This is a genomic window from Sporosarcina sp. 179-K 3D1 HS, from assembly GCF_047228905.1.
Taxonomy (GTDB): domain Bacteria; phylum Bacillota; class Bacilli; order Bacillales_A; family Planococcaceae; genus Sporosarcina.
Window position 1 is genome coordinate 81,401 of sequence record NZ_JBFEGI010000001.1, and the last position, 12,822, is coordinate 94,222.

14 protein-coding genes are annotated in these 12,822 nt (G+C 46.9%); 7 read left to right on the plus strand and 7 right to left on the minus strand.

Features of this window, described 5'->3' with window-relative positions; translation table 11 throughout:
* Positions 1 to 30 precede the first annotated feature (30 nt).
* Complete coding sequence (locus AB1K83_RS00395) at positions 31 to 912, minus strand: LysR family transcriptional regulator (RefSeq protein WP_413056172.1); 882 nt, start codon at positions 910 to 912, stop codon at positions 31 to 33.
* Positions 913 to 1,156: 244 nt separating this feature from the next.
* Here AB1K83_RS00395 and hutG point away from each other — a divergent pair, with 244 nt between their 5' ends.
* Together hutG and gltS are read left to right on the plus strand one after the other, a co-directional pair.
* The gene (gene hutG, locus AB1K83_RS00400) at positions 1,157 to 2,116 is read left to right on the plus strand and encodes a formimidoylglutamase (protein WP_413056173.1); all 960 of its coding nucleotides are present in this window, start codon (positions 1,157 to 1,159) and stop codon (positions 2,114 to 2,116) included.
* A complete protein-coding gene (gene gltS / locus AB1K83_RS00405) occupies positions 2,116 to 3,306 on the plus strand; it encodes a sodium/glutamate symporter (protein ID WP_413056174.1) in 1,191 nt (396 codons plus the stop codon). Before hutG ends, gltS begins: the two co-directional genes overlap by 1 nt.
* 44 nt (positions 3,307 to 3,350) lie before the next feature.
* Here the strand turns inward: gltS and AB1K83_RS00410 are convergent, their stop codons facing one another.
* On the minus strand, positions 3,351 to 3,986 hold the full coding sequence (locus AB1K83_RS00410; protein WP_413056175.1) for a metal-dependent hydrolase: 636 nt from the start codon (positions 3,984 to 3,986) through the stop codon (positions 3,351 to 3,353).
* A gap of 138 nt (positions 3,987 to 4,124) precedes the next feature.
* On the opposite strand from AB1K83_RS00410, the gene AB1K83_RS00415 reads away from it, so the two are divergent.
* The 4 genes from AB1K83_RS00415 (at position 4,125) to AB1K83_RS00430 (ending at position 9,532) form a co-directional block, all read left to right on the plus strand.
* Complete coding sequence (locus AB1K83_RS00415; protein ID WP_413056176.1) at positions 4,125 to 4,919, plus strand: VLRF1 family aeRF1-type release factor; 795 nt, start codon at positions 4,125 to 4,127, stop codon at positions 4,917 to 4,919.
* 116 nt (positions 4,920 to 5,035) lie between these two features.
* Positions 5,036 to 5,245, plus strand: coding sequence for a DUF2892 domain-containing protein (locus AB1K83_RS00420; RefSeq protein WP_413056177.1), 210 nt, complete (start codon positions 5,036 to 5,038; stop codon positions 5,243 to 5,245).
* A gap of 471 nt (positions 5,246 to 5,716) precedes the next feature.
* Positions 5,717 to 8,479, plus strand: coding sequence for an S-layer homology domain-containing protein (locus AB1K83_RS00425; RefSeq protein ID WP_413056178.1), 2,763 nt, complete (start codon positions 5,717 to 5,719; stop codon positions 8,477 to 8,479).
* 357 nt (positions 8,480 to 8,836) lie between these two features.
* Positions 8,837 to 9,532 carry a YjjG family noncanonical pyrimidine nucleotidase gene (locus tag AB1K83_RS00430; protein ID WP_413056179.1) on the plus strand — a complete coding sequence of 232 codons (696 nt, stop codon included), beginning with the start codon at positions 8,837 to 8,839 and terminating at the stop codon, positions 9,530 to 9,532.
* Between the two features lie 18 nt (positions 9,533 to 9,550).
* On the opposite strand, the gene AB1K83_RS00435 is transcribed toward AB1K83_RS00430, so the two are convergent.
* Positions 9,551 to 9,964 carry a PaaI family thioesterase gene (locus AB1K83_RS00435; protein ID WP_413056180.1) on the minus strand — a complete coding sequence of 138 codons (414 nt, stop codon included), beginning with the start codon at positions 9,962 to 9,964 and terminating at the stop codon, positions 9,551 to 9,553.
* Positions 9,965 to 10,075: 111 nt separating this feature from the next.
* Here AB1K83_RS00435 and AB1K83_RS00440 point away from each other — a divergent pair, with 111 nt between their 5' ends.
* A complete protein-coding gene (locus tag AB1K83_RS00440) occupies positions 10,076 to 10,462 on the plus strand; it encodes a carboxymuconolactone decarboxylase family protein (RefSeq protein ID WP_413056181.1) in 387 nt (128 codons plus the stop codon).
* A gap of 42 nt (positions 10,463 to 10,504) precedes the next feature.
* On the opposite strand, the gene AB1K83_RS00445 is transcribed toward AB1K83_RS00440, so the two are convergent.
* The 4 genes from AB1K83_RS00445 to AB1K83_RS00460 form a co-directional block, all read right to left on the minus strand.
* Entirely contained in the window at positions 10,505 to 10,924 is a 420-nt protein-coding gene (locus AB1K83_RS00445) for a PaaI family thioesterase (protein WP_413056182.1), read from the minus strand.
* A gap of 65 nt (positions 10,925 to 10,989) precedes the next feature.
* Positions 10,990 to 11,892: a DMT family transporter gene (locus tag AB1K83_RS00450; RefSeq protein ID WP_413056183.1), complete on the minus strand. Its 903-nt coding sequence runs from the start codon at positions 11,890 to 11,892 to the stop codon at positions 10,990 to 10,992.
* Between the two features lie 163 nt (positions 11,893 to 12,055).
* Positions 12,056 to 12,418, minus strand: coding sequence for a hypothetical protein (locus AB1K83_RS00455; RefSeq protein ID WP_413056184.1), 363 nt, complete (start codon positions 12,416 to 12,418; stop codon positions 12,056 to 12,058).
* Positions 12,419 to 12,534: 116 nt separating this feature from the next.
* The gene (locus AB1K83_RS00460; protein ID WP_413056185.1) at positions 12,535 to 12,720 is read right to left on the minus strand and encodes a hypothetical protein; all 186 of its coding nucleotides are present in this window, start codon (positions 12,718 to 12,720) and stop codon (positions 12,535 to 12,537) included.
* Positions 12,721 to 12,822 lie beyond the last annotated feature (102 nt).

The following is a 12,822-nucleotide window of genomic DNA, read 5'->3' on the forward strand; positions in this document are numbered from 1 at the left end:
CTCTTTGCGATAGACGAATCGCCTTCATTTTCAACTGAAAAATCGGGTGATTTTATCGAGAAACACACGGATGGCCGGGGCCATGTAGCGATTTTTCATATACGTCAAGTACACGGTGCGTTCCAATGAAGGGGAAGAAATGACCTTATGAACGAGGCGCTTCTCGTGACGGTCCGCTAAATAATTCTCCGGCATGAGCGATACTCCGAGATTTTCAAGTATGAGGCTCAACGCTGTTTCAAACCGTTCGACTTCATATTTTATTTGCAGTTGGAGCTGTTCTGACGCGAACGCCGATAAGACATCCTCTCTCGTTTGAAACCCTGCACTGGTGATGATGAACGGCTCATGCTGCAAATCCTGCAGTCCAATAGAATCTTTGGCCGCTAACGGGTGACTCTCATGGAGGACGAGAACGAGTTTTTCCTTATACAGCGGGATGCTCACAATATCCGATTCATCAATTAACTGGTTCGTGATGATGAAATGAGTCTTATATTGGCGTAAAGAACGTTTCACGTTCTCCCCGCTCAGCACTTCCGTTAACAACAACTGCATATCGGAAAATTCATCCTCATATTGACGGATCACTTTGGGGATCCAATGCTTGGCCGATTCAATCATGCCGATCCGGAGTTCCCCATTTCCGATCATCCTCACTTCCTGCATTTCCTTTTCCACAATCTTCATTTCCAATAAAATTCGGACCGCCCTCTTGTAGAGGATATGCCCCGACTCCGTCAACTCGATATTCCGCGTACTTCGTTCCAAAATTCGAAAGCCGACCTCTTCTTCCAGATTTTTGATGGCATTACTAAGAGATGGTTGGGAAATATGAAGTATATGAGCCGCTTTTGAAAAGCTCATCTGCTCGACAACTGTGACAAAGTACGTTAATTGCTTTAAGTCCATGTTAATTCCATCTTTCCATTTATAGTTTCAAACTATCGTTTCATAATAATTATATATTAGAAATTATAAATGTACCCCCTTATAATAAATTTAGTAGCAATTTACGTGCTCTTCTGCTCAAAGCAAACGCTTTCTGCGGATGGGCAGGGAAACTTTACCACTACCGAAGCCTATGGGTCAGCGTTTTTTTCAGTTCATTTTATACATTATATTTTCCGTTTTTTCAGAAAGGATGTTGATTGTAATGCTACGTAAAGTAGATCAAACTATTTGGTCAGGTCGGACGGATCATCATACTAATCGATCCAGTTTCCGCTATCACCAAATCATCGAATTTGGAGAGCTTCAACAAAAAGCCGTTCCCTCTTCAACTTGTGCATTAATCGGATTCGAATGCGAAGAAGGCGTCCGCCGGAACAAAGGACGACTTGGTGCCGCTGCAGGTCCTGACGCAATACGGGAGGAACTCGCAAAATTACCATGGAAGATGAGTGAAGAAAAAAGAGTTGTCGACCTCGGAAACCTCCGATGTGAAGGGAATCAATTGGAAGAAGCCCAACGTGACTTAGGGGATGTCGTGGCAGGAGTGTTATCTACTGGCACCACTCCAATCATTTTGGGTGGGGGACATGAAACGGCGTATGGCCATTATTTGGGTGTACGCAAGTTCATCGGCAACGAGGCAACGCTTGGAATCATTAATATCGATGCCCATTTCGATATGCGTTCTTATGACGAACAACCGTCTTCCGGGACGATGTTCAGACAGATTTTAGAGAAAGACAACCATACGGATTATTTTGTACTGGGTATCCAACGATACGGCAACACACAAGAACTTTTCGATAAAGCGGACGAGCTCGGAGCCACCTATTTATATGAAGAAGATTTGACTGTGGGTCCGATGGAGAATGCCGTACAAGCGATTGAAGCGTTCATCGCCAATCATGATTACATCATGCTTACACTTTGCACGGATGTATTGAATGCCGCATTTGCTCCTGGCGTCAGTGCCCCTTCCCCGTTCGGATTGGATCCTTCCATTGTCCGTACGATCATTCGCACCGTCACCTCCAAAGAGAATACGCTTTCATTCGATATTTCGGAAGTGAATCCATCGGTGGATGAAAACAATCGCACAGTTAAACTAGGGGCATATCTGACGAATGAAGCCATCACCACTTTTTTAGGGGGGACTAAATAATGACGATCGAACTAAATCAGATCACGACCATCTTCTTGGCCATCGCCTTATTGGTGCTGGGAAGATACTTAGTGAGAAATGTAGGGGTCCTGAAGAAATTCTGTATACCCGCGCCCGTTGTCGGCGGTCTGCTTTTCGCCATTTTCGCCACCATTGGCAAATCGCTCGGCTTTTTGAATTTCACATTGGATACATCGCTACAAAGTTTGTTCATGCTCACCTTCTTTACGACAGTCGGTCTCGGGGCAAGTTTCAAACTGGTGAAACTAGGCGGGAAATTACTCGTCATCTATTGGCTGGCTTGTGGATTTTTGGCCCTGGCCCAAAATGCCATCGGGGTATCGATGGCTTCCCTCTTTGATATTCATCCACTAATCGGGATGATGGCCGGAGCAGTATCGATGGAAGGCGGACATGGGGCTGCAACGGCTTTCGGTCAAACTGTCGAAGACCTCGGTATCGATTCTGCACTTTCCATCGGGATTGCGGCTGCAACATTCGGTCTCGTCGCAGGCGGTCTCGTCGGTGGCCCGGTCGTCAAATTCCTCGTTTCAAAATATGATTTGAAACCGACCGAAACCGAAGAAGTTGAAGGCTTTTCCGTTGAGAAAGATGAGCTGGAAATCGAAACAAACACCTTTTTTACACAAATTTTGCTTATTACACTCTGTATGGCTTTAGGCACATACTTGGGCGAACTATTCTCCGAAGCGACCGGCTTTGTCCTCCCTGGGTATGTAGGCGCGATGTTCGTGGCGGTCATTGTCCGGAATATCGTGGATAAATTCAATCCGCGGGCCATCCATATGAAGAGCATCGGCTTGATCGGCGATATTACATTGGGCATTTTCCTATCAATGGCTTTAATGAGCATCAAGCTTTGGGAAGTTGCTGGACTTGCCCTTCCATTGCTCGTCATCGTTTTTGTCCAAGTTCTCTTCATCGTTCTATTCGGCATTTTCGTCTTGTTCCGCCTCCTCGGCAAGGACTACGATGCTGCCGTCATGGTTGCGGGCTTCACCGGACATGGATTAGGTGCTACACCAAACGCCATGGCAAATATGGCCGCGGTGACGGAACGTTTCGGACCGTCAAGAAAAGCCTATCTCATCGTCCCGATCGTCGGTGCGTTCCTAATCGATGTGTTCGCCATGCCGATCATCATCACAACCATCAATTTATTTCAATAAAAATATGGTGCCCTGTTTTTGAAAACAGGGCACCTTTTTTCTAATTAAAACTCTTTATTCCAAACAGGCGCGAACAATTTGACGCCCCGCCGATTCATCGGCAAGATTCTCATATCCGCAACTAAATGACTCGCATAACCTGCCATTCCTGCCAAATACAAGCCTTCCAACTGCAGATCCGTCTGAGCCAATTGTAAAATGAGCGAGAAAAATCCTAGGCCCAATAGAGAATGGGTGTAGGAGCGATGTGGGAGGAAGGAAGCGAGGATGACGAAGATACCAAGTAATACAAGCCATGTCCGATCGAGCGCCACTCCCCCCATCACAATGCCGACACCTGTTAACGTCAGCATCCGCTTCTGGGTGATGACAGCCGATAAGATGACCATTCCGACCCCTATCCCGAGCTGTTTGAAAAGCATGGCGTCCGTTCCCTGAATGAATTGATAGAACGCATAAATGACAACTCCGATGCCCATGAGCAAAAGCGGGGTTTTCACCTTCTTTTTGGATAAGGTGACCGTGTTGCTGGCCAAGCCGTTTGTATCCAAATCGGGCATGACACCCGATAAGCCTCCAACAGCGGCACAAATGACAAGCGTCAGCGGATCTGCATTGAGATAAAGACCAGCACACGCTCCTGCAGCCGTGCCGATCACTAAATGCGAAGTGCCTTTCATGTTGATCTATTCCTCTCTAAGTTGCGACTTCTTGTATAGTGTAACGAAAATCGGGCAATCGGGCATCTTTTTCATGTTTATCAATAGAATAATAGGGTAAAGGATATGGAGAGTACATGACGAGGAGTTGAAGGATAAATGACATTGAGCAAAGAACTTCAAGCCTTACAAGATTTTCAGTGTGATGATCGATGTGTGCTAAGTGTGTATTTGAATACGAATCCGGCCGATCCCGAGCAGGCGAACGGTGCTTGGAAAATCCAGCTGAAGAATGGATTGAAACGGATTCAGGAGTATTTGCAGGCCTCCAAGAACGAAGTTGAATTAAAGGCCTATAAAAAACTCCGGGAGAAAGTGGAAAAAGAAATCGGGAACAACCAAAACGGCTTACATAAGGGAGTCGTTATTTTTGCGTCGGCGAACCCCGAGTTGTGGTCCGTCCATTATGTCCAAGTTCCGGTCAAGACGAATTTCTATTGGGAGAAGCATCCCGAGACGGAACAATTGGAATACATGTTGAAAGCTTATCCAGAAGCGGGAATTGTCTTGCCGAGTTTCGGGGAAGTCCGCATCTTGGATACAGCGATGGGGTTCATTCACGAAGAAAAGACGTTTGAATTCGATTCCGGATTGCAAGTATGGCGGGAGCAGAAAGGCCTGAACCCTTCAGGGAACCGTGGAACCGGCGGCAGCCATGTCGATGATCTCGACCAACGGCTGAAGCAAAACTTGGAACGTTTCTTCAAAGAAATGGGTCCGGTTATCGAGAAAATGAAAAAAGACCGCGGCTGGAAGGAAGTCCATATCGCCGGCGAAGCGGAATGGGCGAATTCCTTCTCGAAAGTATTGCGTGAAAAACCGCAAAGCTGCATTTATAAAAATTTGATCAATATGGAGCCGACTAAAGTGCTCCATCAAGTGTTTGAACGATAAAAGAGATCAGGAACCCGGACGGTGACACAAAAATGTGTCCTGTCCGGGATTTTGTTTGTTTAGTGTAGGAGCTTCGGGGAATCCTCAATAGAAAGACCTGAAAGGAGCTGCACCTCATGAAGCACAACATCGGAACGGTCAACGCATTATTGAGGATTACGGGCGGTTTGACGTTACTCGCTTGGTCCACCGCCAATATGGCTTGGGAAAAACCATCCGGCAAACAAATATTTTGGTCCATGGTTGGCGCGATGAAAGTCGCGGAAGGCATGACCCGCTATTGCCCGATGATAGATATGTTGGGATTGGAGCAGAAGAGATATTGAGGAATAGAAGTATGACCCGGACGCTGCGGCGGACCGGGTCTTCATTTTTGCTGTAGAGGTTGGAGGTTGGAGGTTGGAGGTTGGGCTTATGAGCGGTTGAGCAGAAATATGGTCGGTTCTGGAGAATTATGATCGGTTCTCCTGGAATATGAGCGACCGTGGGGAAATATGATCGTTTCCACGGAAGTATGAGCGCCCCTGGAAATTTATGATCGCTTCTCCAAAAGTATGAGCGCGCCTCAACAGCCATCCTTAGTTTAAATAATAAATTACTAGAGGTTTCCAATAAATAAGGGTACTCATGGCAAACTAGTAGGAGTTTTCATTTACATAACAATAAAACCTTAGTTGATTGGCCTTATTTTCGTTAAATTAAGATTAACAAACTAGGTTACGGGTATAGGTGTAGATAGGGCGTCTGCTCTTTTATTTATCTTACTTCTACTATTTTTAGAGGAGGACTACTATAATATGTCAATTAATTCCAAAAAATCTCGTAAATTCATGGTGGGTGTCGCAACAGCGGCCTTGACGGCTACGGCGGTCGCACCAATTGCAAGTGCGGCCGGTTTTCCCGATACGGTCGGCAATACACATGAGAAAGCGATCGATGCACTCGTCGAAGCAGGCATCATCGGCGGCTATCCGGATGGCACGTTCCAGCCGAACCGCACGTTAACACGTTCCGATGTCGTAAAAATGATGGGGAAATGGCTCGTTTCCCTTGGATATGATGTTCCGTCCGACTACAAGACGAACCCCCGTTTTACCGACTTGACGAGCAAGACCAATGACGAATTATTAAGGTATGCGGCACTCGTCAAAGACAACCGTGTATTCGGCGGTTATGAGGACGGTTCATTGGGGCCAGGCAAAGACATCACCCGCGAAAACATGGCGATCGTCCTTGTGCGTGCTTATAATGCCATCCATAAAACAGATCTAATTTCATACGTATCGGAACAGGACTTTAAAGGAGATGTGACGGACCTCGCGAAAGCGAAAGCGGAAGCACGATCTTCCATCCATGTGCTCGATTACTTCAATATTACCGGAGTGACCAACTTCCGTCCGAAAGAATCGACGACCCGCGGCCAATTCGCATCCTTCTTATACAAGGCCTCCACTTTGGAAGCACCGGACCAGAATGTGGACAAGGAAGCACCGAAGCTGAACTATACAGGTGAGAAAATTATCGAGCTGGCAAAAGGTGCAGCTTTTACAATGCCAACTGTGACAGCGACAGATAACGTAGACAAAGAAGTAAAGGTCGAAACAGTCATCACGAACGAAGCTGGCGAACGTCTGACAGCCATTGATACCGATGTACCAGGAACTTATAAAATAACTTACAATGCTGAAGACCAAGCGGGTAATTCTGCGGAAGAATTGGTCATTACGGTCATGGTCAAAGCACCAGCGACACCAGCCGTCGACAAAGTGACTGCTTTGAACGCGAAAAAAGTCCAAGTCCAGTTCAACACGGAAGTGGATAAAGAGGAAGCAGAAAAAACAGGAACGTACGGGTTTGTCGGGTTGCCGGAGGGAACGACCTTCAAACCTCAATTGCAAGAGGACAATAAGACAGCCGTCCTGACACTGAATAACGCACTACCGAATAACTCGGAGTTCAGCATTACAGTTCGCGCGGTTCCAACGAAAGCGGATAAGAATGTCAGCACTGCACTTTATACGCAGACGGTTGCATTCAGTGACACCGTGCGGCCGACCTACCAGAACGTAACGTATCCACAAGCCGGCGTGGCGGTACTGAACTTCTCGGAAGAGATAAGCACAATGGGCAATGTGAAGATTTACCAAGGCAATACGGAGGCAACCGCCGTCAAAGCGGAGTTGACATCGGACAACACCGGTATCCGCCTCTCCGGCTTACAGGCCAACCGCGATTATCGCGTCGTCATCACTGGAGCAGCCGATTGGAGCGGCAATATCATCAATCCGAACCCTACGGAAGTGACCGTACACTCGAACGTCACGGACACGGCAAAACCGGAAGTTGTTTCGATGCAAGCGGTTGGGTTGAATACGTTGAAGGTGAAGTTTAGTGAAGCGTTGCAAGAGATTGCGACAGATAAATACGTTAATTTAGAAGGCGTCACACAAGCGCAAAACTCGAAACAAGTGTGGGATGCGGCGACAAATACAGTGACGATTACCATTCAGCCTATCACGAACGGCGGCGTGCGCAATGTCACGGTATCCGATTACAAGGATCTGGTAGGAAATGTCGGAAATCGTATTTCGAATAACGTGACATTTACGGACATCGTTCCAGCTATCGAACGGACGGAAGTGGAACGGGATAACAATGAAACCTACGTGAAATGGACGTTTAACCGAGATATGACTGCTGCGGATTTGGCAGGTATCGAAATAATAGGAACGGTCATTACGCCAGAAAATGTCCGGAAAGATGTAACAATCACGGGCACCAACAATTTATCAGTCGATAGCAATAATAATAAAGTCGTACGGTTAAAAATGACCGGAAAGGATATGGGTACGTATAATTTGACGTTGCCTAAAGCTACGTTTGACCCGGCATTGGCCAATGACTTGAATGTCAACTTTACGCTCACTCCAGCGGAGGATACAACCGTACCAACAGTTAGCGGAACCCCTACTGTTACGAATCGAACGGTGACTGTAACATATGACCGGGATATGGGTCAATCAGCACTTACCCTCGGTAATTACACTGTTGACGGAAGACAGGTATTTGAGGATGCCATCTTCAATGGAAACAAGCGCGAAGTATTATTGACATTAAGAGAAGGCACCATTACAGCCAATGGACAACACCAACTGGAGATCAGTTCCAACGTCAAGGGTGAAAATGGTATAGCCATGCAGCCTTACCGCATCACGTTGCCCTTCATTGAGAATATCGCACCAACCTTACAATCAGCTTCCTTCAATGGAGATAATTTGATCGAATTAACATTCAACGAAAATATTAAAGCTGCGGATGGAATCACAGGTCTAGAAGTCCTGGTGAACAATCGGGTAGTTGATGTCACAGTCGCCTCTACATTGGGCACGGATAACATTGTGGCCATCAAAAAGAGTGATAGTACGGCTTTTGTATCGCCAAGTGAATACGATGCCGCAAACGTAGTGGTAAACATTAAGGATGGAAATAAGATTACAGATGTAAATGGCAATCCTTTTAAAGGCAGCACAAGTATAACTGTCAACAAGCAAAGACAGTAATCGGATCAACCCCTCTCCCACTCACCCGGGAGAGGGGTTTTCTTGCACTCATCCCTAGTTTCATTGCACAAAACCCAAGTTTAATTGCACACAAAGCAGGTTTGCTAGCACTCGTGGGCGAGTTCCTTGCACTCTTGCCCTACTTTCTTGCAATTCAGGACTTTCCTACCTCGTTACTGGACCGCTTTTTACCAGTTTCATGGGCACACAAAACAGTTTGCTTGCACCCCGTATGTAATCCCACCCTATTTCCTTGTAACTCGCGGCTTTCCACTCCACCCATTCAAACCGGCCTCCCCTTCCCGGGCCTTTTCCGTGCTATACTAATCTCACTTGTTCAAAAAAGGAGTCAATCACATGCCATATGATTTGTTTTTATTTGACCTAGATGACACGTTATTTGATTTTGCAGAAACGGAGAAACATGCGTTACATCACACATTCCAGTTTTACGATTTGCCGAATGGATTTAATGAATATCGGGAGAGCTACCGGGCGATCAGTTCGGTGTTATGGGATGATTTGGAGCAGGATCGGACAACGTTGGAAGAATTGAAAGTGGAGCGGTTCCGCCGGTTGTTCGCAGAGCACCAGCTGGAGTTGGATGCGATGCAGTTCGGGGAGTTGTACATAGAGAATTTGGGGAAAGAATCGCATCTTATTGAAGGTGTGGAAGAGATGTTGGCAGGGTTAGCGGATTACCGGCTGGCCGTGTTGACGAACGGTTTTACGTTGGCGCAGCATGCGCGTGTGGCAGGATCATCATTGCGCAACACATTCGAAGCGATTATTGCATCTGAAGAAACCGGCTTTAAGAAGCCCCAAGTCGAGATTTTCGATTATACCTTTGAAAAGCTGGGAATCACCGACAAATCCCGCGTGCTGATGGTCGGCGATTCTCTTACCTCGGATATCCAGGGCGGCTGCAATGCCGGGATTGACACTTGCTGGTTCAATCCAAGCGGTCGCATCAATAATTCCGCCATTCAGCCATCCTATGAAATCCGTTCTTGGGCCGAGTTCAGTTTTGGACGCCAGGTTGTACAACTTTGAGTTGCACAACCTGGTTTTTCATTTGACCGTCTTGAATGTCGCCGTACTGAATCCGATCAATTCTCCGCCCTCGTCGAATAGTCGCCCTTCCACAAGCGCGGTTGTCCGGCTTTGGCTGATCAACGCGGCGGTTGCCGTAATATCCCCTTCGATGACAGGCTTCAGAAATTGGGTGTTCATCTGAATCGTAATGACATCGTTGAAACCGAGCGACCGGCAGAACATGCCCATCGTCGTGTCGAGGACCGCCATGTAAATGCCGCCATGGACGGTATCCCGAACATTATCGAACTCCTTCTTATACGGCAGGCCGAGCTTAATTCGCCCTTCCCCGAACTCGAGCAGTTCCAGCCCGATGAACTTCCAAAATTCACTTGTCGTAAAATGTTTTTCAACCTCTTTTAAATGTGTTTCTTCCATTGTCCGGTTCATCTTCCCACTCCTCTGGATGCGCAGTTTGTCGTTCGCTTTTTCATTATACCCAACATTCGATCTCCTTGCCGACCGAAAACTCTGGTAAAATGAAATCGGGGAGGGGTAGAAATGGGAGAAACTAGATTGGATAAAGGGCTGGACACGATCCGGCACTATGTCAGTGAAGAAGAGGCAGATCGCATGATGACAGCGGATGCGCTGCGCGAATTGGCACCGGATTTACGGCGGTTCATTGTGGAATTTGCCTACGGGGAAATCTACTCGCGGTCGGGTTTGGATAGTAAACAGCGGCAGCTAGTGACGATCGCGTCGCTCGTCACACAAGGGGCGGAACCGCAAATCGCCACACATATTAAGCGGGGCTTGACTGTCGGGCTGATGAAAACGGAGATTGTGGAATGCATCATGCAGCTCATTCCATATACAGGCTTTCCGCGCGTTCAAAATGCGCTAATGATCGCAAAAAAAATCTACTCCGAATGGGATTCGGAATAGATCGATTTTGGAACCGGTTTCATTTTCAGAGAAGCCGGTTTTTTATTTATCTAAAATCATGACCGAGGAAACAACGTCCCCCACTTTTTTCTCGTTCTGGGACAATTCCGCGACGACATAAGCAACTTTCCGTCCCATCCGCTCCACGCGCGCCTGCACTTCCACTTGCCCCGGGAACACTGGCCGATGGAACGTCGTATGTAAGTCGATGGACGCGAAGGTCTGACCCGGCTGCAGTTTGGATACGACCGCATACGCCATCATAATGTCCGCTGCGGACGCCAAATAGCCCCCCATCGAGACACCATTGCCGTTAATGAACTTCTCATCCACTGTCCATACGCCGCGGGATACCCCGTCTTCCGCGAACGTCGTTTCAATTTGCAACGTCAAATCACAATTCGGCGGCGTAGCCCCTTCCCGCACGACTTCCATTAAATCCACTTTCTTCAGTTCTACCATGATGCATCACTCCTTTGTCTATTTCCACTATCCAATATGCGAGAGTTGATTGCAAGAGAAATCTGTCAATGGCCAGCGTCCTTTGCCACGCGCTGGGATTTCCACCAACCCGGACTTTCCAGTTTCCAGTTGACAAGGAAAATCCCAAGGAAAATGGCGGCACCCCCGACCCAGATCGTCCAATGCAGCTGCTCGTCCAAAATGAGCCACCCCGACAGGATGCTGAAAAACGGCGCTAAGAACAAAAATGCGCTTGTGCGCTCCGGATCCCCCTTCTTGAGCAAATAAAACCACACCGTAAATTGCACGATCGAGGCCGCCAGCGTCAGCCAGATGATGAGGAGAAGCGAATATGTATGGATGATGAAAAACGGTTCCTCGAGCAGGAAGCTTGCCAAAAACAGGAACAGTCCTCCAAACAGCATCTGGTACGCACTTACCACCCATGTATCATACCGGTGCCCCTTCGTTTTCATCAACAAAGTGGCGATTGCCCAGGTGACGGCGGATAACAAACCGAAAACGGTACCGATGCGAAATTCCAAATGCGCGCCCATCGTGATGAAGACCCCGATGAAGCCGAATAGCACGCCGACCCACTGTTGCAGCCGGTAGCGGACACGCAGGCAGACGGTCCCGAAAACGATGACGAGCAATGGGTTGATGAACGTCAAAATTGCCGTCTCCCCTGCCGTTACGGTACGAAGTGCGAGGAAGATAAAGCCCATTGCGCACGTCGTCTGGAAAAACCCGATGGCGGCCATCCACCCCCAGTCTGTCCGCTTAATCGGATGCGGTTTTCGCGTCCCCTTCACGAACACCGCCAGGATCAATCCCGCCAGTGTGAACCGGCTGGCGATGAGCAACAGCGGGGACGCATACACCATCCCCCATTTCCCGATAGCGAACGTCGATCCCATTAAAAATGTCGTCAAGATGACCAGTGAAAAAAATACAATCCGATTCATCCATTCCCCCCTTACCCGGTACATATTCCCATTTTACCGGAAGGGTTTTGATTTTGGAATGGCTGTGTTAAATAACAATGTTGATGTCTCGTTAATAAAGAACAGGACCGATTTACAGTCCAAGCTAACGCATCCGTTTGCAATCCTTTATAAATCGACATGACTAATCGTTTTTCATAATTTGTTTGGACATTATATCCAAATCTTTGCCGATAAGTTTTGTCGCTTCATATATCACGCCATTCTCATAACTTTTGATGTCAAAATAGCCATTATAATAATCCCATACATCTGATTGATTTGAGTATTGCACAATACTATCTATAATTTTGTTAAATAAAATTATAGCTTCTTCTTCTGTCAGATTTTCTTCAACCATAAGCCTAAACTTAACATCATTTTCTCCATCAAATGAAGCCGCAGTTGTCTCTATTTCATCTAATCCCCTAAACGTTTCCCCTGATTGACCTAAAACTTCACTCATCTCAAGGGTTGGTTTTTGATTACAACCACTTATTAACAACAATAGAACGAACACTGTACTAATAAAATATATCTGTTTTATTTAAATCCCCTCCAAATCAGTGTTTCATTATAGGCAAAGAAAAAACCGTGTCCCACCCGGAGACACGGTTTTCCTCATTACGCTTCATATTTAGCAATCCGTCTTTTATCAAACAAATACACACCTACGGAAATAGCAGCGATGAGTCCAATAGAAGTAAGTCCCATCATGGCCCCTTCCCTGTGCGGACCGTCAGATAGCGTTCCGATGCCCACTCCCGATGTGATGCCAACGATAAATGCCATTACGATTACCCGTATCAAACTCCTCATCCTTCCTAGATGTGTATCTCGTATTTCACTTTTCTCATTATCAATGATAATCCTTCTCAACCCATCTTACTGCAAATGATAATCTTTATCAAC